The sequence below is a fragment of the Pontixanthobacter sp. CEM42 genome, from assembly GCF_017812015.1.
Classification (GTDB): domain Bacteria; phylum Pseudomonadota; class Alphaproteobacteria; order Sphingomonadales; family Sphingomonadaceae; genus Pontixanthobacter.
In genome coordinates this window covers 1,347,705-1,373,376 of the sequence record NZ_JADQTN010000001.1, presented here as the reverse complement: position 1 = coordinate 1,373,376, position 25,672 = coordinate 1,347,705, and the positions used below count along the sequence as shown (strand labels likewise).

Below are 25,672 nucleotides of genomic sequence, written 5' to 3'. Positions count from 1 at the left end.
TCCGGATCTACGTTTAAGCTCAGTCTGATAAACATTTGCTTCGTCAGCACTCAATCGATTGAATCTGCGAACAGTTTTTTGTAACTCCCGCTCAAGCTCATCCCTCTTCATCGATACTCTCCTCCGACCACGAATCGTATTTGGCTTTTGCCTTCTTGAGTACTCTCACGACGGAGTTCACGGCAGTAGTCTCCAACCGTGGCCTTTCCACAGTTCTCGATGCATCTGTTGGCTCGGCCATTGTAGGATCCCAAAGCGCCAAAATTCCACGGCTGTCCTTTCGCTTCTTCTGCCGAAAAGCGCGTTGAAACAGGATTGGACTCACGCCGTGAAAAGGGCGGAACACAAGCCGTCTTTGACCGGTATTATTTCCGGTTTCTCGCCGTTCATCAGCGAACTCGATCTCATCAGAGTATAGCTTAGCAGTCAGGCTCTTTGGGTAGGGCTCAATGTAGACAACTTCGGCGATGCCTGAGGCCATGATGTGCTTTGCGCAGAGATGGCACGGGAAAGTCGTGCAATACAAAGAAGAGTCGCGAACTGCTTTGCCGGCTGCGGCGGCATCGCAGATCGCATGCATTTCGGCGTGCACAACTCTACCAAACTCGATCAAACTCCGGATGCGGGCGTTTCTAGCGAGGTGCTTCAAATCACCTTGGAGAAGATCGTCAACGAGTTCAACGTCTCCCCTTTTATCCTTCTTTGTATCGCCAATGTGGCCCGCCTCTCGCAATATTCCTACAATTTCAATGAAAGTGCTTTGTATTTCGGCAGCATTCGGATCGATTTGTTTTACGTAATCTCGATTGTCATCAATCCCGTCCGAATGGCCGTCAACATAGAATCCACCGCCGGGATAGGGTGCCTCATTGCAACCGGTGCCGATCAAAGAGCCGTTCTGATCAATTATGGTGGCACCCACTTGGCGAGAAAGATCAGCAGAACGATAACCTGCGCCTTTCGCCATAAACATCCCATATTCGTCTAGCGTTGGTGTTACGAACGGCTCGGCAAAAACGATTTCGACAAAACGTTTGATCTGCTGTGGTAAGTCGCTCTTTCCATTCACGAAGAAATCAGCTTTAGGGAATGCGTCACGGACATTCTGAGCTTTGTCCCCCTGACTCTTCTCATCATCAGTGATAATTTGCTTCGCGAGCATAGCCATTTCAGGATCAGGAGGTTGATGCTGATCCTTCGCAATTTGTATTTCTAAGTTCTTTTGCCGTGTTATTCTCGGCAAATGCACTGACATCGTGTAATAATTTCGAACGTAAACTCGATCGAAAAGTTCTATTTCATCAGGGTGCTTGAAAGAGTCGATTACGAAGGCTCTGGATTTTCCCTTCGTGGTCTTACCACGCGTGCTGACAATTGCTTGCATCGCTAAAGCTGCGACACCGCCACCGTTCGCTGAGTTTGATCGAATGAGATCACCAGCCTTCATGTGATGCTTAATGCGTTCATTTTCATCTGCCAGATCGGGAATTCCGACGGCGGCTTTGATGAGCTCACTGACTTTTATGTGCTCTACTGTATAGCCGACAACTAAGAGTTGTGATTTGAGTTCCCGTAGAACCGATTTAAGATCGGTTCCAGCAGCTCCGACCAAACCAATGTAAATATCGGGTCTAGAATCATTCGATTCACTCATAATCACTCCATAGGTCTTTCCAGTTGCTTATTAGCCTCTGGTACCGTGATAAAAACTCACTTCTTTCGGTTCCGTCAAACTCAAAATCAGAAATAGCGAAGCTCGTACCGCGAATAACATCGAGTAATCGAATAGCATCATTATTCTCAATAATCCCAGTTTCGGAAATTGCCCACAAACCTAACTTTGCAGCAGTTTTATTCAATTCAGGATTCGGTGAGAAATAGGGGTAAACATAATGGACATCCTCTTGTGAACCGCGAAGAGATAAGAAGTTTTCAATTTTTACAATTGCGTTTAACTCTTCGAGTCGAAGGTTGCCTTTTGGTGATTGTATTTTCTCGAAAGGTTCATTTGTCCATCGTCTGCGTTCGTTCCACCAAAGGAGAAATCCGTTCTGCAATCGCGGGTAAAGATTTCCCCTGCGTTCGTTCGCGTCAATTCTGGCTCTGACCATTACAGACAGGTCTTCGATCCCGATTGTATGGTCTTTCGCGTCTCTCCAAAATGGAACGTAGAAATCTCCGCCACCTGCCTCGAACCCTTCAGCCTTTGCAATTTCGTTTCGAATATCCGCTCTTAGGAGAGATATTTGCAGGTTATCTGGCGCGAAAAATAAGCGAAGCAGCTTTCTGAGGTTGATTGACTGAATCGACATGAGTCCGAGTGTGTAGCAGAGATTGAGAAAAAAGAAACATATCGGGAACTTTTGAGCCAATACTGTATGTTCAACTGTCCTACACACCCCAATCTGGCTAACTCATCCGGTTCCCTGAACTCCCCATAGGTGAACCATGAAATCTGTTTGTTTAGAACCTCAGTCGCCGGGCGAGGCGCATCCGCGCCTCTTGGCTGTCCTCGCTAACGCTCGGGCGGGCCGTTTGGCCCTTTGGCTGCCGCGACCACGTTTCTTGGTGCCAGTTAGCGTGGGAGGTGCGGGATGAGCTATATCTCTGCTGCGCAGCTTCGGGCTCAACAGAAGCAACTCGCTAGTGTTGAGCCGGAAGAAAGTACAACCGTTGGGACTGCGTCCCCTCTGCGAGTCCGACAGGCTCAGGGTGAACGGGAAGGGGAGGCTGACGCTCTCCTCCCGCAAACCCACTTCACCGACACCACCGCCACCTCGTCCCTCGGGCATCACACCGTCTTCACTCCGCAGGCGCAGGGGGCATTTCTTGCGAGCCTTGCGTATCGGGGGAATGTGCGGCTGGCGTGCAGGGCGGCGGCGGTCTCTGCGCAGACGGTGTACCGCGCGCGGCGGCGCTCGGCGGGGTTTGCGCGGGCTTGGGATGCGGCGCTCGCCTCTGCGCGTGTGGTGGCGGAGGATGCTTTGGCCGACCGCGCGCTGGAGGGGTGGGAGGAGCCGGTTTTCTATCACGGGGAGGAGATTGCGCGGCGGCGGCGCTATTCCGACCGATTGTTGCTGGCGCATCTGGCGCGGCTCGACTCGGTGGCCGCCCGCGAGGGTGTGGCGGAGGGGCTTGCGGTGCTCGATGACCAGATCGAGGCGCTGGAGCGGGGTGAGGCGTTGGAGGAGCCTTCGCCATCTGGTTCCGCCCAAGAGGACGCGGATATTTTCAATCAGGACCGTGTTCCAAGTGTTCCATCGTGTAGGGATTGCGGGGGCAATTGCGACGATCCCAACGTCGAATTGGGGCCGGATGATTGCGAATGGCTCGGTAACCGGATCGCGCGAATGAGTGCCGCGCGGCCCAAGGATGCGGTGAAGACATATTTGCAGGCCGACGGTCTGGATCAGGTCAGCGAAGTGGAAGCGCTCCAGCTCGAAGCCTTCGAAGCAGGCGGGCATGAATGGTGACTGGTGACGAACCACGAGGAGCTGATGGCGTCGTGTGCGCGGGAGTGAGTTGTTTGTTTGGCCTCAAGCGCCGGCGTGCCCATCCGGGCACTTGGCTATCCTCGCTTTCGCTCCCTGACGGTCGCTGCGCTGCGGGCGGGCCGCTTTGCCCTATGACTGCCGCGACCAAGAACGGGCGCAATACGGAAATGGCCGGGAATGGTCCGGTCCGACCCAGACGGACCGCAAGCGCGACCGCGCGCCCGAGCTTATGCGAGGAAGCAAGCGAGGCGGATGCCTCGCGCCCGCAGGGCCAAAACAAAAAGACTCCGGCGCTTGAGGCCAAAACAAACAACTCCAAGAAATATTCAGCCAATTTCAACGCTAAAATCACGGCATGCATTTTCTCTATTCCCGCCCAAAACGAATCGCAGTATAATTACGCTGCGTTTCCTGCCGTCTCGGACGTGGGGTCTTCCCTCGGAGCTCCGGCACTTGGAAACGGGAGTATCTCGAAAATGCGTTCTGTTATCTCTGTCGCTGCGCGGCCGTTTGCCGCTGCGCTCGTTCTGCTTCCTGTTGCCGTACCTGCTGTTGCAGCTGACGGCGGGATGCCGGTTGTTGCTTACCTCGACGCGGACAGCGTGCCTGGTGGCGGTGACACCACAGGCTATGCCGACTTCAATGGCCGTATCGACGCCAAGTCCAGCCAGTTCTGTTACACCCTCGTGCTCGAAGACCTCGCCATGACCGGCGCAGCGATCCACGAAGGCAAAGCCGGTGCGGCTGTCTTCGCTTTGGAAGCGGGTGAAGGCGGCAAGGAAGTCTGCACCAGCATGGACTCCAAGCTGGCCAAAGCCATCGGCGGCAAGCCGGGCAACTACTACGTCTCTATCAACAGCGAAGCGTTCCCTGCGGGCGCGCTGCGTGGTCAGATCGAGAATGACGAATAGTCAGTGATGCGGGCCGGGGCGTGATGCGCTTCCGGCCCGTAACATTCGGGTGTCCGCCTAGCTGACGATGTCCAGCTTTACGCGGCCATGCCCGCGCTGGATAATCCCGATCTTGCGGGCTGCGGCGCGGCTCAGATCGATCGTGCGGCCGCGGATGAATGGCCCGCGATCATTGATGCGGACGACCACTGACTTGCCGTTGCGCGCGTTGGTCACCCGGACCTTGGTGCCGAATGGCAACGTCTTATGCGCGGCGGTCATCGCGTTCATATTGAACCGTTCACCATTGGCGGTGCGGCGGCCATGAAACCGCTTGCCGTAATAGCTCGCCACACCATTGCCGAGCGAGCGGACAACACCGGTGGCTTTCGGTTTGGGCTTCTCGACCGGCGGGGTGATGGTCTTGATATCGACTTCGTTGCCCTCGGCCTCCGGGAATGCGGGGACGACCTCGAAGGGTGCAAAGCTGTTGTTGAAATCGGAATGCTGGTCCTGCGCCGAAGCACTGAGCGGCAATGCCAGCGCCGCCAAAGCGGCAGATAGGATGCGGGGTGATGTATTCATCTTGCTGTGCGGTTTAGCGGAAAGCGGCGCCGCGCGCACATTGGGTTGTGGAATACACCGCGAATGCCGTGCAATCTGCCGCGTTGTGGCAGGTGAGACGGGGATTGTGCTGTCCTACAGGCACCGGATCGGGGCAAAGGAGAAATGGCGATTCGCAATGGTCGCTCGAATTCGTTCTGTGCAAGCTCCGGTGGAGTGGTGGGGGATTGTCATAGGCCCAAAAGTTGTAGCCCCAAAAGCAAATGGGGCCGGTATTGCTACCGACCCCACTCTTACCGGGCGTGGACTGCTTCGATGATTGATCTTGCGATCTTTCATCATTGGAGCACTTGGCCTCCGATGTTTTCCCTATCCTGCCTCCGATCTTGCGATCTTCCGCTGGTCAGGTGCTATCACCGGCGCTCGCACCGGCATCCGGTTCCTTCCGATCTTTGGTTCCATCCGAAGATTTCACCCAGTTTCCTTCCGGTTCCGCAGCCGATCATCCCATAATGGTCTGTCACCTCTAACAGCTCTGCTTCTGCTCCGATTTGCATCCGAGTTTCCACTTTGCCTCAATGTCAGACCGGTATGTTCGGCCAAGCAACGGTATGCTTTCGCGTTCTTCTCAAACGGTTTGCTTGCATTGGACCGAAGCCTTTTGCATGCATCCCTCAAAGACCGCGCGGACAGTAACCGCTACCTCGAATTGGTTTGAATTTCTCTTCATATTCAAATCGTTAGACTTCAATCTAAAGTGACTTTCTTGCCTTTCCGATGACTTAAAGCTGCGCTTCGAAAGTGAGTCGCGCAAGGACTTCAAGCCCGACTTATCCACTTTCTGCGAAATCGCTTGTGGACGCGAGTGGATAACTCAACGGCTCGTCGCAGTAGCGCGATTTGACGCTTTCGATCCCGCGTTATCGATCTCTTTGGGCGAGCAGCTTCAAGCGCAATGCGTTGAGTTGAATAAAGCCGGCAGCATCCTGTTGGTCATAGGCGCCGGCATCGTCCTCAAACGTGACGTGCTGCTCGGAATAAAGGCTGTTGGGTGATTTCCGGCCAACCACATCGGCATTGCCCTTGTAGAGCTTCAGACGGACGGTGCCGCTGACTTTCTCTTGGCTCAAATCAATCGCAGCCTGCAGCATCTCACGCTCGGGGCTGTACCAGAAGCCATTGTAAATCAGCTCGGCATATTTGGGCATTAGCTCATCTTTGAGATGCGCTGCACCGCGATCAAGAGTGATCTGTTCGATCCCGCGATGGGCGCGGGCGTAAATCTCGCCACCCGGAGTTTCATACATGCCGCGACTCTTCATCCCGACGAAGCGGTTCTCGACTAGATCGAGACGTCCGATCCCGTGCTTGCGGCCCAACTCATTGAGCGCTTCGAGCAAGGTCGCGGGGCTCATGGCTGTACCATTCAACGCAATGCCATCGCCCTTTTCAAAGTCGATTGTGATATACTCAGGCGTGTCGGGCGCGTCTTCAGGATTGCTGGTGCGCGAATAGACATAATCCGGGGTTTCCTCCCACGGATCCTCCAGCACTTTGCCCTCGCTGGATGTGTGCAGCATGTTGGCATCGGTGGAGAAGGGGCTTTCACCGCGCTTGTCCTTCGGTACCTGAATTTGGTGGCTTTCGGCCCATTCGATCAGTGCGGTACGGCTTGTCAGATCCCATTCGCGCCATGGTGCGATGACTTTGATATCGGGATCGAGCGCATAGGCGGACAGTTCGAAGCGGACCTGATCATTGCCTTTGCCAGTCGCGCCATGCGCAATTGCATCAGCGCCAGTTTCGCGGGCGATCTCTACAAGGCGCTTAGAGATCAGCGGGCGGGCGATTGACGTGCCAAGCAGATAGTCGCCCTCGTAGCGGGCATTGGCGCGCATCATCGGGAACATGAAATCGCGAACGAATTCCTCGCGGACATCTTCGATAAAAATGTGCTTGTCCGGAATGCCCATCGCGCGGGCTTTTTCGCGTGCTGGCTCGATTTCTTCGCCCTGACCAAGATCGGCCGTAAAAGTCACGACTTCGCAGCCGCGCTCTACTTCAAGCCACTTGGCGATGACGCTGGTGTCGAGGCCGCCCGAATAGGCGAGGACAACCCGTTTGATATCCGACATTCTATACTCCGTTGAAGATATGGCGCGCCGGTATCAGGACACCGGCGACATCACAACGAATTATGGCTTTTGCAGCATGTCGCTTTCGTTGTCTGCCAGATAGTCACGCGTGATCGGCAGAGCATGCCTGCTGCGGCTATATTGGATTTGGAAGTTGCACATGCCACCATGTTCGAAAGCGGCGGTCGCACCGGCGAGGTAAAACGTCCACATCCGGTAGAAGCGCTCGTCGAACAGATCGATGATCGCATCGCGGTGCTGCTCGCAACGCTTGTACCATCCGCGCAGGGTCTTGGCGTAGTGCAGGCGCAGGATTTCGATATCGGTCGGGATCAGCCGGTACCGTTCACTAGCCGCAATCGTCTCGCTCAGTGCGGGGATGTAGCCGCCCGGGAAGATGTATTTGCGCGTGAAAGCGTCGGTCGTTCCGGGACTACCCATTCGCCCGATTGTGTGAAGCAGCATCACGCCGTCTGCCTTCATCAGATTGGCGCAGCAGTCGAAGAAGGTTTCGAATTGCGGTCTTCCGACATGTTCGAACATGCCGACCGACACGATCCGGTCATACCGCTTCGGCCGCTTGGGAAGATCACGATAATCGACGAGTTCGAACGTAACGCGGTCGCTGACACCTGCGACTTCGGCGCGTTCGATAGCGAGAGCCAGCTGTTCCTCGCTCAGCGTGATGCCGTGGACCTTCACACCAGCTCGGCTTGCGAGGAAGATCGCCATTCCGCCCCAACCACAGCCGATATCGAGCACTTCTTGGCCGGGCTCGAGACCCAGTTTTGCGGCGATATGTGCAAGCTTTGCTTCTTGTGCTTCGGCCAAAGACATATCATCGGACGGCCAGTAAGCGCAGCTGTACTGCATGTACTCGCTATCGAGCATCAGCTTGTAGAGATCGTTGCCAATATCATAATGATGCGCGACGTTGCGCTTTGATCCGACGGCGTTGTTGACCGCCTCAAGGCCAAAAGTCAGCCGGTCGCGTAGCCTACGAAATGTGCTCGGTCCGCCAATCGATCCGCCGCGATCCCACGGGGCATTACCGCGCAGCAAGGCGATTAAGCCCATCACATCGCCGCTTTCGATCAGGAGCCGCCCGTTCATGAAGGCTTCCGCCGCGCCTAGCCGGGGATCAAGCAAAATATCGCGCGGCACACGGTCATCGGTCAGGCGGAGAGAGATATCCGGAAAGCCATCCTCCGGTGTTCCGAATTGTGCGGTATCACCGTTGGCAAAAGCGACATTCAACGTGCCGCGCGTGACGATGCTGCCCAGATACTTTTTGACCAAGCTTTTGCTCATGTCCTCTCCTTTGACTGCAGTGATAGAACATTCGGTGGTGGAAGGGGAAGCGTTACATGGGGGAACTTGTCCGAGGCAGTGCGGCTACCTAACTTCTTCGACGAGAGGTTCTGAAATCTATGCCAAATTCTGATGCGGCTGCGGCCAGCAAACCTGCGAAACGGAGCTTGTGGTCGAAGGCGCGGGAGATGGCCGAAATGGCGCCGCCGGAGCGTAATCGTTATGTCGATTTCCTTCGTGCATTTTCGATCCTTGCCGTTGTGATTGGCCACTGGCTGGTCGCAGCGCCTTATATTGATGAGAGCGGCGCAGTGCAGGGCGGCCATCTGCTCGGTATCTTGCCGTGGACGCAGTGGCTGACTTGGGCCTTCCAAGTAATGCCGATTTTCTTTCTTGTTGGTGGATACTCCAACGGCATAAGTTGGGCGGCGACCAAGAGGAAGGGGGGCCACTACTCCGACTGGTTTGCGAGCCGTATCCAGCGATTGGTCAATCCTGTGTTCCCCGTGTTGCTAGTATGGGGTGTGATCGCCTTCTTTGGCACGCAGTTGGGGATTGAGCGCGGCATTGTGCAGATGGCGACCCAACTGGCTTTGATCCCCGTGTGGTTCCTTGCTGTGTATTTGCTAGTTACCGCGCTAACGCCGCTGACCTATGCATGGTGGAGCAAGATGGGGTTCCGGTCTTTCTTCCTGCTTGTTTCAGCGGCAATTTTTACCGATTTCTTCGCCGTGTTTGAGGGCATACCCTATATTGGGTTCCTCAATTTCCTGTTCGTATGGGGCGGCATTCACCAGCTTGGCTATGCGTGGCAGTCGGGAGCGTTCCGAGGGCTGGGGCACCGCTTGTTCTGGATGATCGCCAGCCTTGCCGTACTGGTCGCGCTGACGGTGGTTGGCCCCTATCCGGTCGCGATGATCGGTGTGCCGGGGGCAGAGATCACCAATTCGATGCCACCCACGATTGCTTTGATGGCGCTGGGTATGACTCAAACCGGCTTTGCATTGGCGCTAGAGAAACCTGCCCGAAAAATGCTCGACAATCTCCGCATCTGGACCGGTGTGGTGCTGATGAACGGGATGATCATGAGCATCTATCTGTGGCATCTGACCGCCTTTGTGCTGGTGATGATCGCCGCATGGTTGGCAGGCAGTATCGGGCTGGATGTGGCACCCGGAACCGCCGCATGGTGGTTTGCCCGGCCAATCTGGTTTGCACTCTACATCGCGCTGACACTGCCGCTGATTATGCTGTTTGTCAGGTTCGAAAGAGGCAGCGTTCCGGTGCAGCGGGATTACCCCGTTCCGCATTGGCGGTTGGTGCTCGGCATGGTGTTGATCTGCACTGGTCTCGCCATGACCGCCGCGATTAGCATTGCCAGCCCTGAGGGTGTTACTGGCGTCCGGCTATGGGTTGTCGCCTTGCCATTTATTGGTGCCGCATTGGTCGGCTTTGGCCCGGTCTACCGCATGGTGAAGAGCTAGCGCTGATCCGAGTCGCAGCGTGACGATGCCAACTTTGCGGGTTTAGTTGACGAAGTACATCCGCTGTCCACGCTCGTACAAGCTGCATCAGTTGTTTCGTCGTCTATTCAATTTTCAAAGAGCCAACGCGAATATAGCGTGGCGACGGCATGTAGGAAAATCCGCGATCTTGTAGCCCACACGATTTAACCTGCGGCTGCATCTGGAACGCTGCCGTATCGTTCGGAAGTCGGGATATCCATTTCCGGTTCGAATTTGACCGTCCGGTTGCGGCCCAGGCTTTTGGCTTCATACAGGGCCAGATCGACTTTGCGGAAGGGGAAGCGGCGGTCGGTTTGATCCACGCGGTTTACGCCGATGCTGACCGATAGTTGGCAGCGTTGGCCTTCGTCGGCGAGGAAATTCTCGGTGTAGATGGCGCTGCGGATTTGTTCGGCCACGACCCATGCCTCGCCGATGGTTTGATCTTTCAGCAGCACGGCAAACTCTTCGCCGCCGATGCGCCCGACGACGTCATCGGGTTGCAAATGCTTGGTGATCAGCTTGGTCATCCGGATCAGGGCTTCATCGCCCGTATGATGGCCGAAGCGGTCATTGATCGCCTTGAACCGGTCCGCATCGATCAGCAACAAGCTGTCGGGCGAGTCATCTTCACAACCGGCGGTCAGTTCGGCGAGGAAGTATTTCCGGTTGAGAATGCCGGTCATCGCATCATGCGATGCCTCATGCATCAGCCGCAGATTAAGCGCCTCAGCCGCCTCGGTAGCACTTTGTAGCTCCGCGTTGAGCCTTTCGAGCCGCTTACCCTGCGAATGGATCACCAGCCCGATAGGAAACGAGCAAAAGAACGGCACGAACAGAGCAAAGCGCATCGCGCTGCCGAACCGGCCATCGACACCATAGATCGCGTAATAGCTCCCGCCGACGATGATGACTGCACCCACAGTCGACATCGCGGCCAGCAGCAGCGTCTTCTTAATGACATCTGCGTCGAGGAGTATCGATTTCAACACGCCTGCGCGGATAGCAGGATGGTGTTGAGAAAGGATTTAGGGGCAGGAAGACACCTTGGCAGGGCCAGCGGCTCTATCGAGCAACTGCGGAGCGCGCGCACCTAGTGTCACGCAAACATCATCGCCAAGCTCGTACACATACCAAGGCACGGGTGAAGGCAATTCGTGCCCTTCGCACTTAGTGACAAAACTATTTTGCCAATTGTAAGGCGGAACTGATGTCGCTCTTCAAAATCAGGCCGACCACCACAAGCAAAACCGCAGGACCACCACACCAGAGCGCGCTCATTCCCAGAACTGCGCTACCGAAAGAAATTAGCATAAGCCCAATAAGCGCAAAGTTGATCCACTTTAATAAGAGAATCTCTGCGTAGTAGGCGTGAAGCAGTCGTTTGTTCCGGAGCACCCCATCGTCTCGCTTATACATTTCCAATGCGCCTATTGGCCAGTATCGACGAGCCGTTCCAACATCTAAATCCCGGGTTTTCAAAGGGTCAACGAAATTTCGTGGCCTAAAGGCAATCCACTGGACAAGCAGAGCTATCAACATCCCAATAAAGGGAGCGAAATCAATAATATTCAAGTCAGGGAGAATCATATTTGCTTCCCCGAGATTTTGCAGCTGAAGGCCAGGACGATCAGCAAAGAGACGAGAGTTATCACCATTCCTCCTGTATACGGGTCTTCAAAGATCGAAGAAATCTGTGGGAATAGCCAAGCTATCTTATTTGGAATTAGGAAACCTGCTGTCATTATTGACCAAGCAATTAGCAACCCTGAGCAAACCGCTCGGTCTGAACGTAGTCGACTAGGCGAAACGACGGCAAGAACGACGATTGGGGCTGCTACTGCAATCTGCGAGAACAAATAGAAGATAATCCCTAGGAATACGCTAGCAAAGCCGGTCCCTACCGTTTCTACGTATGTATGAAAGAGCAGCATCGCTAGAAAAGCAACTGCCAAGAATGTCGTCGCGCGAGATCTTTGCTGTTGCCATGCACCCGCATCGGCGCTGGCGCCTAAACGCCTTCGTCCGAAAATTGTCATGGTCGCCGCAAGGCTTGCGCTGTCGGCTGAAGACACAAGAGCGGCGATAAAGCCAACAAATACCAATGGAAAAATTACCTGCGTTGCAACAGGGCCTGAGTCCACGATAGGTGTAAAGATATCGGCTATCGATCCGACTGGCTTGCCGGCATTGATGTAAGCACCAGCGAGTCCGATGTAGAGAGCAAAAACTAAACCGACAACGATGATGGCAAGAAGCGCTGTACGATACTTGTTCGCCGTGTTCGCAGATGCAGCGAACCGCTGCCAGACGGACACCTGCGGAATGCTTGTGAAGAAATTAACAACGAGAGCGAACATCAAATAGGGGAGAATCTTGTCAAATCCGACCGATGGTTGTGGCCAAAAGTCCTTCGCTGAAACCGTCGACCCCGTGATCCCGCCAGAAAGAAAGAATACCAAAAGGAAAGCAAGCCCAAGAACTATCAAAACCCCTTGCCATATATCTGATGAAACAATGGCTCGAAAACCGCCTAGCTTTATATAAAAATATGGGATGCTAATCAGAGCCGAAAAGCAAAAGAGTTCGAATAGCAAATTCGATTCAGAAAAAAGGAATGAGAATATCTTCACGCCCAGACCAATTTCTATGTAAACTAAAGCAAGTAGCGATAGGGCGTTCATTCCATCGACGATAATACCTGCATATCGATTACCAGAACGTGTTTCGACCATTCTACCGGTTGTCTCAAATTCACTCAGTTTGAAATCATAACGAGAGACGATAAACACTGCCGCCAGAAGACCAATAATATATGTCAATATACTGCCGAAGTAGACCCAGTAACCCCATATTGAGGTAACTTGCATATAATATACAATCGCAGAAGAAAATGCGACGGCAGATGCAAGCCAGGTGAAGAAGTGAGCTTTCTGACTGATTTCTCGTCCACCGAACCAAAAATCATCGCTTCCTTCGCTCAGAATCCTATTGCGCTGCCCGAGGTAGAAAAAGAACGCTAGGCTTATTGCCGTTAGGCTTAGTGCTATATTTGCGCCCTCTATCATTTATTGTTCCCCTAAACGCCCATATTTTATACTAAAAAACATTTGGATACTCAATTTGTATTGAGCCGTCTACCCAGTCACTCCGCCGCTTCCCGCATCCCCAAACTCCACTCCGGCACAACGCTTGCATCGCGCAGCCGCGCGCTTTCTTCTTCCATATATTCGCGCGTCATCGGGATGGCGTCGCGCTCTTTGACGTAGAGTAATTGCCAATTGACCATGGTGCCATTGCGGAAGCTTTGTTCGGCGCCGGCCAGGTAGAACAGCCACATGCGGTAGAAGACCTCGTCATACATTTCGACGATCTCGTCTTTGTGCATGACGGTGCGGTTGTACCATTCCTCCAGCGTGTAGGAGTAGTGGAAGCGCATTGCCTCCACATCCATCACTTGCCAGCCATATTGCTCGCTCTGCGTGACCAGCTCGGACAGAGCAGGGATGTATCCGCCGGGGAAGATGTAGGTGCGCGTCCATGCATCAGTTAATCCCGGAGGCCCCGCCCGGCCGCAGCAATGGCTGAACATCACGCCGTCGGTCTTGAGCAGGCGGTTGGTATGCTCGAAGAATTGCGGATAGTGAATCGTGCCGACATGTTCGAGTAGGCCGACACTGGAAATGCGGTCAAATCCGTCATTGTCACCGGCTCCGAAGTAGTCCCTCGGCACATCGCGGTAATCCATCAGTTCGAATTTGACCTTGTCGGCCACGCCAGCCGCCTCTGCGCGTTCTTTGCTGAAAGCGATCTGATCGGGGGCGAGGGCGACGCCGAGGACTTCGCAGCCATAATGCTCGTGCAGATAGAGCGCGAAACCGCCCCAGCCGCAGCCGATATCGAGCACTTTCATTGGCACGCCGCCATTATCCTCTGGCCGCTTGATGTTCATCTTGGCGGCCATATGCGCCTTCTTGTCCATCTGCGCTTTTTCGAGCGAAGTCGTCTCCGGGTTTTCGCGGTAATAGGCCATGGTGTATTGGCGGTCCTCGTCGAGGAACAGCTCATACAGGCGGCGGGTGAGGTTGTAGGTGTGCTCGGCATTCTTGCGCGCGCTGCTGCGCAGATTGATCCCGTCGAGCTTGGCTTTGATCGCTTGGCCGGTTTTGCGCAGGATGCCTTTGGCCTGGATCGCGCTGTCGCCTTGTTTCTTGGTGTTCATCGTCACGAACAGGATCATGTCACGGATGTCATGCGGTTCTTCGACTACCAGCCAGCCCCACATAAACGCCTCACCAGCGCCCATTTGCGGATAGCGGGCGATGTGGTTTGCGGCTTTCTTGTTGGTCAGGGTGATTTTGATCGGGCCGCGTCCGTCGAGCCCTTCGCCTGCACCGAATGTGTATTCCTTGCCGTCATGATCGGTCACGATGATTGTGCCCGTATGAATCGCGCCCGACAGGAATTTGCTCAAAAGCCACATATGTATTCAGCCCCTCAATTATTTTCTTTGTATTTTCGGCAGATTGCCGTTCGCTTGCGTCCTGTCAATCAATCGCGCATTCTATGGGCGGGAGAAGTATTATGAGCGAACCGAAAACCATGCCGACCGATGTCTCGGTAGAGGATTTTATCGCAGGCGTAGAGCCGGAGCGTAAGCGCGAGGAAGCCAAAGTGCTGGACGCGATGTTCCGCAAGGTGACTGGTGAGGAACCCAAGATGTGGGGACCCTCGATCATCGGTTACGGTACGTATGAGACAACCTATGCCAGCGGGCGCGATGTTACATGGATGCGCGGCGGGTTTAGCCCGCGCAAGGCCAAGCATTCGCTCTATTTGATGGGCGGCTATTGTGACGAATTGTCTGGCAAACGCCGCGACACGCAGTTGGAACGGTTGGGCAAACATTCACGCGGGAAGAGCTGCCTGTATATCAACAAGCTGGCCGATGTGGATCTGGACGTCCTCGAAGAAATGATCGGCGAAGATTGGGAAACGATGGCGCGGATTTATCCGGACTAACGCCTAAATCCCCGCATACCACTGATAACCATAGTGATCTTCCCAATAGCCGCCTTCGCCTTCGCCGATATCGTCCAGGCTTGCGACCAGCTCGATTGCGGTGAGGTATTTGGCATGTTTGTAGCCTAGCTGCTTCTCAATCCGCATGCGCAGTGGGGCACCGTTTTTGACCGGTACCGGCTCGCCATTGAGCATATGCGCGACGATGGTTTGGGGGTGCATCGCGTCCACCATATCGACGCTCTCGTAGTAGGGGCCTTGGCTGAAACGGTCAGCACAGCGGAACACCACGAAATTCGCGCCTTCCTGCACGCCGGCAGCCTCCAGCAAGGTCGATAGCTGCGGTCCGGTCCATTCACCGATGGCACTCCACCCTTCAACGCAATCATGCCGCGTGATCTGCGTGCGCTGGGGCAGGGCGCGGATATTATCCATGCTCAGCGTCATCGGATTGTCGACCATCCCGCGCACTTCCAACCGCCAATCGGCAAACTGGTTTTCGATGCTGGCTTGATATTCGGGCGTATCGATATTGAGTGTGCCATTGCCTTTAAACGTGGGCGAAATGTCTTCTTTCGAATATTCGCGGGCTAGGGCCGTCCGGTCAGCGAGCGAGCGGTGGACTTTTTTGTGCCACGTCTCTGCCGCGCCGAGCAGATGTGAGCCGACCGTGCTGTCTGCGACTTTGGAACAAGCGCCAAGGAATAGCATGCTTGCTCCGGCCAATACGCCGCGTCTTCCAATAGTGCCGTTCATTGCGCATCTCCATTGTCGGCTTTTTCGGCGAGCTTGCCGCCGGTGATCATATCCCTGATCTGGCCAATCGGCCCGGCGAGCACCACCAGCACCACATGCACCACGAAGAAGGCGAAGATGCCCCATGAGAAGATAAAGTGGATGGATCGCGCACTTTGCCGTCCGCCCAGAATATCGACCAGCCATGGCGCGGCAGGTTCGAAACCGGGGCTGATCGCGAGGCCGGTGAAGATCATCCCCGGCAGGAAGATGCCCAGAACTACTCCGTAAGCGACTTTCTGCAGGAAATTATACTTCGCATCGCCATGTTCGAAATTGAGCTTCAGATGCTCGACAATGTCTTTCCAAATCGCCTTCGGATGCCATTCCTTCGGAGTAGTCCGCATCTCGCGCCAGAACCGCCCTTTCACGAGCATCGCGATCCACATCACCAGCAAACCGACCGCGAAGGGCCAAGCCATCAGAATATGCCAATCGCGCGCGGCGGCGAGGCTGTAATAATCGGGAATGGTGGCCCATCCGGGAAAGCGTGGGACGGCGAGCCACGCATCGGCGGGATCAAAACCGTAATTGCCCCAATAAAGAAAGCGATGCGCGTTGGAGATATTCAGACCCGACATAAACAGGATAACGATGCAAAGCAGGTTCAGCCAATGCCAAAACCGCGTCATCAATCCATGTCGTTTCGTCGTCTTCGCCATCTTAGGCTCCCTGTGCCTGCGCGTGGTTCTCAGTATTCCGCGCGAGGTAAATCACATCGCGCGGCTGATCGAGCAGATGCTGCCCGCTGTCGATAAAGAGCGTTTCTCCGCTGGCCAGATGCCCCTCGGCCAGAAACAGCATCGCATCGGAAATCTCTGACGCCTCTGTCTTGCGCTGCAGCAAGTTCAATACATGCGATTGGTCGGTTTCGTCGGCGGTTTGATCATGACTGGCAAGGATTGCTCCGGGAGCGAGGCCGTAGACACGGTCGTCTGGCCCTGCTGCTCCGTCTGCCAGCATTTCAATCGTGGCATCCAATGCGTGTTTGCTCATGGTGTATGAGAAGAAGTCCGGATTGGAGTTCTCCAGCTTCTGATCAGTCACATGGATCACACGCCGCCCTTTCTTTTGGCCTCCATCCGCGCGGGCATGCGCTAGATAGGCTTGGGCCATACGGGCAGGAGTTTTGGCGTTGATGATCATTGAACGGTTATACGTTGCGCGATCGATATCGGTTGCATCGTCATAGCGAAAAATTGACGCGGAGTTGACCAGCGCCCGCCAATTGTCGATCCGGCCTGCGAGGCTCTTGACCAATGCAACCGCGCCGTCAGTATCCGCCAGATCGCAATGAATTGCCTCGGCAGAAGGCAGTTCGGCGGCGAGGGCCTCTGCCTCTTCGGCGGATCGGCCGTAATGGATAATTACATGCCAGCCATTGGTGCCGAATGCGCGGGCGATCTCCGCCCCGATCCGCTTTGCTGCTCCGGTGATGAGAACTGTTGGAATTGCCATGCCGATGGTTGGACCACAATTCCGCAGCGCGGGGAAGAGCCGATTGAAAGGTAACAGCGTTCCTAAGTCAGGGGTTTGGGTTTGTTGGAGCCGGCGGCTTAGGATCGCAATCGCCGGTCGGAGTGCTGAAGGGCTGCCACGCGTTGCCCTGATCGTCGCGCGGATCGGCAATCCATCCGGTTGGTGATTTCGTCGTTGCAACCGATCGGCGCCACATCACATATCCGAACTTGCTGCGAGAGTGGACAGTGCCAGTCTGAGCGGCGCTGCTTCCCGGCAAGTCTTTGAACCTAAATGTGCAAGAGGTGCTGCTCAAATTGGCACTACGCAGATCAACGCCGCCATGGCCGACGATATAGATTTGCGGCCATGTAAATGGCCCGCTCGGTCCGCCGAATGTCACCGTCTGGAACATATGGTCATGGCCCAGCAAAATCAGACTGGGGCGGCAAGGTGCGGATCCAGTGCGCGAGCTGTCGCATAGCGGACCAGTGTTTTTGATAGCTTCGGCCAATTGGTAGCGAACATTGCCGTTATACGGACGCGTTTTACCTCCGTAGTTTAGCAGATGAACCGGCGGAACATGTGATACCCACCACGCGCTGTCTGTTTTTGAGCGATTGATTGCGTCCGTAAACGCGCCTTTGAGTTCGGAGGAATATTCATCCGACGTATCGATCATCACAAAGCGATGCGCGTCACTTGCCTTGCCTGACGCGTCAATCCCGCCAGGTGCGACATCGAACGACCAACTCGGTTCGACATCTACTTCTGATCCAGTGCACGCCGCGTTGCCGACACCGAACAGAAAGGTGAAGCCGACACCAGATTTGTGATGGCTACATTCTTCGTGATTGCCGCGAGTGAAGGCCCATGGCGCAGCGAGCAAAGCGCGCCGTGCCGGGAGCAGCAGGTCTTTTTGCCAATAGTCCCAGCGTTTGTGTGAATCGTATTGCTTGTAATACCGATAATCGCCGACGTGCAGAAACAGGTCAGGTTGTGCCTCTGCTGCCAGTTCGGTAATGCGTTGGAAGGGCCAGCCAAAGTCGCAATTCTGCCCGCCGCTCGCACCACGGCAGCCAGAATCGCCCATCGTTGCAATCAGCAATTCGGCATCACCGTTGGCATCTTTATGGCGGCGACCAATCTTGTGCGGGCCGGGCAAGGCCACGTCGACGCCTGTGCCGGTTCCATCCTCTGCAATGGAGATCGTTTTCCCGCTGGTGCCTGTGCCAGCGGCGACAAGGCGCAGCTCTGCCCAATCAGATTTCAACGCCAATGAGCAGACAATAATCGGAAAGCGGTACGCATCAGGGTTGTCGCGCGCCGTGCCGCCTGTGGCCACGCCCGATGTTCCGCTAGAATCGGTATACGCAATCGCAAAATCGTCACACCCAACCGCATCTCCTGCGGCATTCGTGCCGCTCGCCACTACATAGCGCAATTCAATCTTGGGTTGGGCCGTTGGGAAGCCTTTTGCTGCGCCTTTGTCAGAGACAAATTGCGACCAAGCGCTCAGCACATCTCCGGGTGAAGTCGCTGTCGCACCAGACGTAGCCGACGCGGAAGCCTGCCCAAGAAGTAAAACTATTGGTAATAGACATAGTGATTTGCGCATTATTTCCCCCCGACATTAACTTCGGTAAGAAAGCTATCTTATTCTGAGATAGGAGACCAGTTGATATTCGATCGGGAACTTGAAAAACTCATACCGAGCAGGTTGAAAAGTGCAAATTACATCGACTTTATATAATCGATCTTCTGCTGCGCGCCGCCGCGCCAAGATGGGCCGAGCAATTCGCTGGCGGCCATGGCTTCCAGCTCGGGAATTTCGACCACGCTTTTGGGATAGGCGATGGCTAGTAAAATCCGCTCTATAGTCCAATCGCTCGCATCGCTTTCCAGCCGCTCGAGCGTGTCCCCCTCTTTTGCCGAGCCCTCCTCGATCACACGGTAATACCAGCCGGAGATCCCGTTCTTGATGATCTTCGCGACCATCGCTTTGCGTTCGAACCTGTGTTCGATTTTCCAGCATGGCATACGCGGTTGGCTGACTTCCAGAATCGCACTGCCGAGCCGGAAGCGGTCGCCCAGTTTGACATCGGCTTCTGTCAGTCCGGTGACGGATAGGTTTGTGCCGAATGCGCCCGGATCATCCAGCAAAGGATGCTCGCCGATTGTCTCGCGCCAGAAGGTGTGGTGATCGCGCGGGTAATGATGCACGGCCATATGCGGGCCGCCATGATGTTTAGGATCGGCTTGTTCGTCACCGGCCAGACCAAGTGTTCTTATCGCGACGGGGCCATCAACCGGTTGCTTGCCAATCGCGCTTTCCTCTTGATCGCGGAAGGGTTTGGCTTTCCCAACCAGCAGAGCATCGACTTGCCAACTCATATGGAATCCTCTGCTCAATCCGCGCTTTGCAATTGCTAGCGCCAAAAAAGCCGGATAGCTATCCTGCCAAAGGGGAATTCTCATGAAAATCAAAAGCCTTGTCACCGGTGCAATGGCGACGTTGCTGTTAGCACAGCCCGTTGCCGCGCAATCAATCCGTGATCTGCATTATGACGATGCATCGGATGTCAGGGTATCGGCCGGGATTACCATTCCTTTTGGCGGCAAGAGCCGTTCTGTCGAAACGAAACCCCGCTTCGATTTCGGCTTTGAGCAAAGTGCTCAGCGGAACGAGGTTTTGCTCGCCCGCCCATGGTATACAAATCAAGCGCAAGAGCGGAGGCGTATGACACTGTCGCTGACGCTCGAGGACAATCCGCGGATGTTGCTCAACCAGCAACAAGTTGCGCGCTTCAGTCTGTCGACCTTTGCAGATGAGGCTGATGCAACGGAGAAACCCAAAAAGGGCGGCGGTAATACCCTACTGATCATTGGCGGTGTCCTAGTCACTGGATATTTAGTTGCCGCAGTTGCTGTTACCGCTGATGCAGTTGATGCTATTGAAGATCTGACCGACCCTGATTGAGTGCGTGAGCTATTCAGGTCTCCTGACCACAATAGCCTGCCAGTCCCTGACAGTGCCGTCGGCTCCTTCGCCGCGATATCGGTGCGATGAGTGGATGACGAAACCAGCAGCCCGATAAAGGTCTTCGAGCCATTCGGCTTTGGGAAAGTTGCCCAAACGCCCCAGCAAGTCACGGCCTTCGCCATCACCCAATTTGTAGTTGGCATAGTGCCAACCGTCCGGCTTCAACGCGCGAAAGATTGCTGACAGTATGGAGGGAAGATCGTCCCAAGGCGCATGTAGCAGGCAAGCATGAGCCCACACGGCGTCATATTCTGCTGCGGATGTCAGTTCATCAAACCGCATCACGCGGACGGGTGCACCGATATGTTTCGCTGCCTCTTGTGCAATAGCCGGCGTGCCATCGGTTGCATCGACTGCAAAACCGCGTTCCATAATCCGTTTAGTATCGCGCCCGCCGCCGCACCCGAGTTCGAGGATTTTTGCATCCGGCTGAAGCAGATCGAGGAATCCGTCCAGATCGCGGCTGTGGCCATGCGTAAATGCTTTGACGTAGCGCGGTGCTTCGCGCTGGTAGTATTCGATGGTAGCTTGGTCGGTCATTTGCCTTTCAAATGTTTGGCAAAGAAGGAGAGCGTCGCTGGCCAGATTACTTTCTGTGCGGCTTCTTCCTCGTCAGTTGCCCATTTGCTGGGAGAACCATTGCCGGACAGCGAATGGCCTGCATCGGTGAAGATCAGTGAGACGGTTTGCAAACCTGCCTTTGCACGGGTTTCGGCAATGGACTGCGTCATTTCCCCGCTGTTCCACACATTGTCACCATCACCGCCTGCGACCAGCACCGGCTCATCAATGGTTTCTACAGCGATCCGCGCCGCTACCGCCAGTTCGGGATTGGCGTGTCGGCCCTTGTCATGCGGCAAGCGCAGACGGGGGCGGCCATTTGCTCCCGATGGATTGGCAAATTCCTCATTCATACCGTCATAGGGTACGAAGGGCAGCGGCTCTCCGCGCCAACTGAAGGAGCTGTTTTTTCCCGCCTCGGTGCCCGGGCCCCATCCTTCCCACACGACATCGGTGGGCACGATGGCGGCGATTGCAGCAAAGCCGTCAATCTTTGTTCCACCGATCAGCGCGAATTCCGCGCCCTTGGAAACTCCGTATACGCCAATTGCATCGGCCCGCACATCGGCGCGGGCAGTCAGCCAGTTGAGCGCCGTTTCCAACTTATCAACTGGAATGGCGTCGAAAGCTTCGGGCAGAGCAGGAAACTTCTGTTCCTGACCTCCCCACGCTGGTGAATAATATGGGACGCCAAGCACAGCATAACCTTCAGCAAGGAAAGCGGGAGCTTTGCCGCGCGCGCCGCGGTCATTGCCTTCGCTGCCGCCAAGCAGGATCAATGTTGGAAAAGGGCCATCGCCCTCGGGCGCCATGAAGAACGCGCCCGGCATGGTATCGCCAACCATGATCTCGGTTGGTGCCGCCAGTGCGGCAGGCGCTTCGGTGGTAGTTTGCGCAGCAACAGGCGCAGTAAAGCCTAGTGCGAGCGACGCGGTCAGGCAAAGCAGATATTTCACGATTTTCTCTCCCGATCAGGTGAACGATACGGAAGATACGCAGCCTATCAAGATGCGGATGCAGTCTGTTCGGCTTTCTCAGCCGCCTCGCGGTCGCGTTGCGCACGGCTTTTCTTTTCGGCGGCTGTCTTTAGTTGACCGCAGGCCGCATCGATATCGCGGCCGCGTGGGGTTCGCACGGGCGCGCTGATCCCCGCATCGAACACAATGCTGCTGAAGCTCTTGATCCGCTGCGGATCGGAGCATTCGTATGAGGCACCGGGCCACGGATTAAACGGGATCAGATTGACCTTCGCTGGCAGATCATATTTGCGGATCAGGCGGATCAACTCGCGTGCGTCATCGTCACTATCGTTCTTGTCCTTGAGCATCACATACTCAAATGTGATACGCCGCGCGTTCGACGCACCTGGGTAATCAGCACAGGCTTTGAGCAATTCGTCGATGCCATATTTACGATTGATCGGCACAATCTCGTCGCGGACATCTTTGGTCACGGCGTGGAGCGATACGGCGAGGTTCACGCCGATTTCTTCGCCGCATTTATACATCATCGGCACAACGCCGCTGGTGCTGAGGGTGATCCGGCGTTTGGACAGGGCAAGACCTTCGCCGTCCATCACCAATTGTAGCGCATCGCGGACATGGTCGAAATTATACAGCGGCTCGCCCATACCCATCATCACGATGTTGGTCAGCAGGCGTCCATCTGCGCGGTATTCGCTTTCGTCTTCGTCATCCTCGGCAACGTCGGAGACATCCATTCTGCCCTTGGGCCACTCGCCGAGTGCATCACGCGCCAGCATGACCTGGCCTACAATTTCGCCAGGCGTCAGATTACGCACCAGCCGCATCGTGCCGGTCGCGCAGAAGGTGCAATTGAGTGTGCAGCCGACTTGACTGGAAACGCATAAAGTTCCGCGGGCGTCGTCGGGAATGAAAACCATTTCAAATTCATGGCCGTCATCGGTTTTGAGCAGCCATTTGCGCGTGCCGTCGCTCGAATGCTGCGCCTCGACGACATTCGGGCGGCCAACAACAAAGCGCTCCGCCAGCCAAGGGCGCATGGATTTGGAGATGTCGGTCATCTGCGCAAAATCGGTTACGCCGCGATGGTAGAGCCAGTGGAACACTTGTTTGGAGCGCAGCTTTGCCTGTTTCGGCTCCAGCCCTGCTTCCTCGAACAGCTCTTTGATCCGCGCCTTGGGCAGACCGATCAGGTCAATACGGCCATCCTCGCGCGGCGTGATGTCACGCGCAACGGGAACGGGATCGACTTGTCCCGGAATCGACATAAGTGCTGTATCGGCCATGATTGGGCGCGATATAGGCGCGGGCGGGGCGGAAAGCTAGCGGTGCGCGCTACCGGCCCAATTGCGCGCAGCCAACGGTGGCCGCGTCCATAGCGGTCGCCGCGCCCTCCAGATCATAAGTGTTAGAGAAATTGCGGCCGCGACTATCTTTGGCGCGCACTACCATTCGGCTGGCGGAGCGCATCGCGGCAACGATGGCCGCATCCATCCGCTGATCCTTCGCCCAGGCATTGCCGCCCGAACCGGTAAGCTCAAAAGTCCGGTCACCGATCGACAGACGTATCGAGCTATCACTCGCCAGATTGCGCGACATCCGCAGATGCAGCTGGTTACGCACCTGACGGCTTGGCCACGTGCCGATACTGGCAAACGGATCATTGTCCCGCTGCTGGTTGCTCGGCGCGGCCTTGGCGATGGCATAGCAGCGCGGCGTTTCCGGATCGCGAAACGCACCCCAATCGGAGAATATGCCAAGACTATCGCGCGCAGCGAGTGGTGTTGCCAGACAGGCAAACGCTGCCAAAGCGAGTGCAGGATATGCAAATCTCACGGACATCCCCCCTGCCGCAACTTTACCGCAAAAACGCCCGCACCGTTCGCGCCGATCCGTAGAGCGTCTTTTCAGGGTAAAGCTGCTCGTACACCACCGCGTTTTCGATCACGCGCTGGACGTAATTCTTGGTCTCGAAAATCGGGATTCTCTCGCCCCAAGTGACCCAATCGATACCACCTTTGCGCGGGTCGCCATTGCGGCGCAGCCATTTGTTCACATTGCCCGGACCGGCATTATAGGCCGCGATCGCCAGTGGATAGGCGCCATCATAATAACGCAGCATCCGCGCGAAATAGGCATCGCCCAGCTTCATATTGTAGCTGGTGTCATTGATCAGATTGGCGCGCATGTAGCTCATGCCGAGCTTGCCCGATTGCTCGCGTGCAGTGCCCGGCATCAACTGCATTAGTCCGCGTGCGCCGGCGTGGCTGATCGCGTTTTCGGCAAACTGGCTTTCCTGGCGCGTGATCGCGTGAACCATGGTCCAATTCGTGCCCGGAGGATTGTCGAGCAGTGGGTGACCGAAGGGTACGAACTCCTTCAGGCCATCTGCTCCTGCGGCCTCTCCCACATTCACTGCCAGATCGCGGCGACCGATTTCAATCGCCAAATCGGCGACCAACGCGTGCTCGGCTGGCGTATCGGCAGCCTGCGCGATTGTGCGGTAGAACTGGATGCCGGTCTTCCATGGCGAGCGTTTTGATACTTCGCGCACGGCATTTGCGATGCGCGATGAACTGAATTCGGCGGCTTGCTGCGGCGTCGGAACAGCGCTTGGCTGTTTAGTCAATGAGGGCATTGTTCGGCCAAGTTTGTCCAAAGCGAGCATGCCGTAAAAACGGTCCGGATGAACAGCGGCCATTTCCCAATAGCGATTGGCACCCGCTGTATCACCAGCTTGCGAGGCTGCGAGACCAGCCCAATAGAAGCCTTTGGAGCGCGTCTGCGGTGTCTGTGCAGCTGCGCCATAACGATAGAATAGCGGTGCAGCTGCTGCTGCATCGCCCAGCGTCCACAGCGACTTGGTCCCGCCAAGCCACATCAGCGAGGTATAGTCATCGCGAATGCGGTAGCTCTTGGTGCGAATATCGACGCCAGGCTCGAACAGATCGTCAATTTTGGCCGCGATTTGCTGGGCTTGCCGTGCGGTTCCAGTCCGCGCGAGCTTGAGCATTTCGATCAGCATGGCTTCGGCATTATGCGGCAGCTCCTGAAATTGCTGCCGGTTGGCGAGCAGATTCACCGCCGTGCCGCCTTGGCGCGTCTTGCGATAATGGCGCACCTGATTGAACAGATAGCCAGCATCGCTGGAGGCACCTGCTGGCACTGTAACGCCCGCAGAGGCTGGCGAACCGCCGTCCAGATAGGCAAGCCTCGCTGCGAACAGGTTTTGTTTCACCGCAGATGTTTTCACGAGGTGACGACGCGCATCTTCGGCTTTGCCTTGCCAAAGTAGCGCATCCATCCGCGCATCGTGATCGTCCTGCGTAAAGCGCGATCCGAACAGCCCATCAATATAGGCAGCCGATGGACCGCTCATTTCGCCGCCACGCCATGCGTCGACGGCGATTTTTGAAGCCTCGGGGCGGTTCACCGCGTTCAGTGCCAGCGCATAGCGCGCCTTCGCTCCATTGCTCAGTGGTGGATATTGATCGAAGAATGCAACCAGTCGTGCTGCCTCAACCGCTTCGCTATCCAAAGTGTTTTCGGCCATCGTGCGCAGCCGGGTTTCGCGCGGGAAATCCGGATTGGCGATCAGGAAATTCGCATAGGCATCGAAGCCCAAGCGATTGTTATTCGCCAGCTGTTCCCACCGGTCGATCGTCCGTGCCATGCTGGTTGGCGCACTCGCCGCCATCTCCTGTCGTGCTTGATCCCATTGCGACGGGCTTTGCGCGCAAGTGGGGGCAGACAGGGTAAGTGCGGGGATGGCAAGAAGGGCGAGAAGGGGAAGCGGTTTGCGGTCCATGCTGGACATAGTGGGTGGCGGCTCCTTATCAGGCGCTGAATGAAACGCCTTAATGGTGGGAATTCTTAAGTGATTCTCATGAGGCCAAATACAGGATTACGCA

24 protein-coding genes are annotated in these 25,672 nt (G+C 55.6%); 5 read left to right on the top strand and 19 right to left on the bottom strand.

The features are described from left to right. Window positions 1–97: 97 nt before the first annotated feature. Window positions 98–1,654, bottom strand: a complete 1,557-nt coding sequence (locus J9777_RS06570) for an anti-phage dCTP deaminase (protein WP_209347939.1) — start codon at window positions 1,652–1,654, stop codon at window positions 98–100. After that, complete coding sequence (locus J9777_RS06565; RefSeq protein ID WP_209347938.1) at window positions 1,647–2,372, bottom strand: hypothetical protein; 726 nt, start codon at window positions 2,370–2,372, stop codon at window positions 1,647–1,649. Before J9777_RS06565 ends, J9777_RS06570 begins: the two co-directional genes overlap by 8 nt. A gap of 222 nt (window positions 2,373–2,594) precedes the next feature. Here J9777_RS06565 and J9777_RS06560 point away from each other — a divergent pair, with 222 nt between their 5' ends. After that, complete coding sequence (locus J9777_RS06560; RefSeq protein WP_209347937.1) at window positions 2,595–3,473, top strand: hypothetical protein; 879 nt, start codon at window positions 2,595–2,597, stop codon at window positions 3,471–3,473. 497 nt (window positions 3,474–3,970) lie between these two features. Then, on the top strand, window positions 3,971–4,405 hold the full coding sequence (locus tag J9777_RS06555) for a CHRD domain-containing protein (protein WP_209347936.1): 435 nt from the start codon (window positions 3,971–3,973) through the stop codon (window positions 4,403–4,405). Between the two features lie 57 nt (window positions 4,406–4,462). On the opposite strand, the gene J9777_RS06550 is transcribed toward J9777_RS06555, so the two are convergent. The 3 genes from J9777_RS06550 to J9777_RS06540 form a co-directional block, all read right to left on the bottom strand. After that, window positions 4,463–4,969: a septal ring lytic transglycosylase RlpA family protein gene (locus J9777_RS06550; protein WP_209347935.1), complete on the bottom strand. Its 507-nt coding sequence runs from the start codon at window positions 4,967–4,969 to the stop codon at window positions 4,463–4,465. 899 nt (window positions 4,970–5,868) lie between these two features. Next, window positions 5,869–7,083: an argininosuccinate synthase gene (locus J9777_RS06545; protein ID WP_209347934.1), complete on the bottom strand. Its 1,215-nt coding sequence runs from the start codon at window positions 7,081–7,083 to the stop codon at window positions 5,869–5,871. 60 nt (window positions 7,084–7,143) lie between these two features. Beyond that, window positions 7,144–8,394, bottom strand: coding sequence for a cyclopropane-fatty-acyl-phospholipid synthase family protein (locus tag J9777_RS06540; protein WP_209347933.1), 1,251 nt, complete (start codon window positions 8,392–8,394; stop codon window positions 7,144–7,146). Window positions 8,395–8,582: 188 nt separating this feature from the next. Between J9777_RS06540 and J9777_RS06535 the strand changes: the two genes are divergently transcribed. Next, a complete protein-coding gene (locus J9777_RS06535) occupies window positions 8,583–9,878 on the top strand; it encodes an acyltransferase (protein ID WP_209347932.1) in 1,296 nt (431 codons plus the stop codon). Between the two features lie 185 nt (window positions 9,879–10,063). On the opposite strand, the gene J9777_RS06530 is transcribed toward J9777_RS06535, so the two are convergent. The 4 genes from J9777_RS06530 to J9777_RS06515 form a co-directional block, all read right to left on the bottom strand. Next, window positions 10,064–10,888, bottom strand: a complete 825-nt coding sequence (locus J9777_RS06530; protein ID WP_209347931.1) for a GGDEF domain-containing protein — start codon at window positions 10,886–10,888, stop codon at window positions 10,064–10,066. A 193-nt stretch (window positions 10,889–11,081) separates the two neighbouring features. Continuing rightward, on the bottom strand, window positions 11,082–11,489 hold the full coding sequence (locus J9777_RS06525; protein WP_209347930.1) for a hypothetical protein: 408 nt from the start codon (window positions 11,487–11,489) through the stop codon (window positions 11,082–11,084). Then, the gene (locus tag J9777_RS06520) at window positions 11,486–12,967 is read right to left on the bottom strand and encodes a hypothetical protein (protein ID WP_209347929.1); all 1,482 of its coding nucleotides are present in this window, start codon (window positions 12,965–12,967) and stop codon (window positions 11,486–11,488) included. The genes J9777_RS06525 and J9777_RS06520 overlap by 4 nt, the downstream gene beginning before the upstream one ends. A gap of 77 nt (window positions 12,968–13,044) precedes the next feature. Continuing rightward, window positions 13,045–14,382: a cyclopropane-fatty-acyl-phospholipid synthase family protein gene (locus J9777_RS06515; RefSeq protein ID WP_209347928.1), complete on the bottom strand. Its 1,338-nt coding sequence runs from the start codon at window positions 14,380–14,382 to the stop codon at window positions 13,045–13,047. 101 nt (window positions 14,383–14,483) lie between these two features. Here J9777_RS06515 and J9777_RS06510 point away from each other — a divergent pair, with 101 nt between their 5' ends. After that, window positions 14,484–14,921: a DUF1801 domain-containing protein gene (locus J9777_RS06510; RefSeq protein WP_209347927.1), complete on the top strand. Its 438-nt coding sequence runs from the start codon at window positions 14,484–14,486 to the stop codon at window positions 14,919–14,921. 3 nt (window positions 14,922–14,924) lie between these two features. On the opposite strand, the gene J9777_RS06505 is transcribed toward J9777_RS06510, so the two are convergent. The 5 genes from J9777_RS06505 to J9777_RS06485 form a co-directional block, all read right to left on the bottom strand. Next, window positions 14,925–15,677, bottom strand: a complete 753-nt coding sequence (locus tag J9777_RS06505; protein WP_209347926.1) for a molybdopterin-dependent oxidoreductase — start codon at window positions 15,675–15,677, stop codon at window positions 14,925–14,927. Then, a complete protein-coding gene (locus J9777_RS06500) occupies window positions 15,674–16,378 on the bottom strand; it encodes a cytochrome b/b6 domain-containing protein (protein ID WP_209347925.1) in 705 nt (234 codons plus the stop codon). Before J9777_RS06500 ends, J9777_RS06505 begins: the two co-directional genes overlap by 4 nt. Before the next feature lies 1 nt (window position 16,379). Next, on the bottom strand, window positions 16,380–17,174 hold the full coding sequence (locus tag J9777_RS06495) for an SDR family oxidoreductase (protein ID WP_209347924.1): 795 nt from the start codon (window positions 17,172–17,174) through the stop codon (window positions 16,380–16,382). A gap of 67 nt (window positions 17,175–17,241) precedes the next feature. Beyond that, a complete protein-coding gene (locus J9777_RS06490) occupies window positions 17,242–18,696 on the bottom strand; it encodes a metallophosphoesterase (RefSeq protein ID WP_209347923.1) in 1,455 nt (484 codons plus the stop codon). Between the two features lie 212 nt (window positions 18,697–18,908). Beyond that, window positions 18,909–19,568, bottom strand: a complete 660-nt coding sequence (locus J9777_RS06485) for an MOSC domain-containing protein (RefSeq protein WP_209347922.1) — start codon at window positions 19,566–19,568, stop codon at window positions 18,909–18,911. 82 nt (window positions 19,569–19,650) lie between these two features. Between J9777_RS06485 and J9777_RS06480 the strand changes: the two genes are divergently transcribed. Further along, on the top strand, window positions 19,651–20,154 hold the full coding sequence (locus J9777_RS06480) for a hypothetical protein (protein WP_209347921.1): 504 nt from the start codon (window positions 19,651–19,653) through the stop codon (window positions 20,152–20,154). Window positions 20,155–20,163: 9 nt separating this feature from the next. Here the strand turns inward: J9777_RS06480 and J9777_RS06475 are convergent, their stop codons facing one another. From J9777_RS06475 to J9777_RS06455, 5 genes are read right to left on the bottom strand one after another with little or no spacing between them, the layout of a single operon-like run. Continuing rightward, the gene (locus J9777_RS06475) at window positions 20,164–20,757 is read right to left on the bottom strand and encodes a class I SAM-dependent methyltransferase (protein ID WP_209347920.1); all 594 of its coding nucleotides are present in this window, start codon (window positions 20,755–20,757) and stop codon (window positions 20,164–20,166) included. Then, window positions 20,754–21,734, bottom strand: a complete 981-nt coding sequence (locus tag J9777_RS06470) for an acyl-CoA thioester hydrolase/BAAT C-terminal domain-containing protein (protein ID WP_209347919.1) — start codon at window positions 21,732–21,734, stop codon at window positions 20,754–20,756. Before J9777_RS06470 ends, J9777_RS06475 begins: the two co-directional genes overlap by 4 nt. A gap of 47 nt (window positions 21,735–21,781) precedes the next feature. Next, window positions 21,782–23,047, bottom strand: coding sequence for a 23S rRNA (adenine(2503)-C(2))-methyltransferase RlmN (gene rlmN / locus J9777_RS06465; RefSeq protein WP_209347918.1), 1,266 nt, complete (start codon window positions 23,045–23,047; stop codon window positions 21,782–21,784). Window positions 23,048–23,096: 49 nt separating this feature from the next. Then, window positions 23,097–23,597, bottom strand: a complete 501-nt coding sequence (locus J9777_RS06460; protein WP_348631948.1) for an invasion associated locus B family protein — start codon at window positions 23,595–23,597, stop codon at window positions 23,097–23,099. Window positions 23,598–23,619: 22 nt separating this feature from the next. Beyond that, window positions 23,620–25,578 carry a lytic transglycosylase domain-containing protein gene (locus J9777_RS06455; protein ID WP_209347916.1) on the bottom strand — a complete coding sequence of 653 codons (1,959 nt, stop codon included), beginning with the start codon at window positions 25,576–25,578 and terminating at the stop codon, window positions 23,620–23,622. Between the last annotated feature and the right edge of the window lie 94 nt (window positions 25,579–25,672).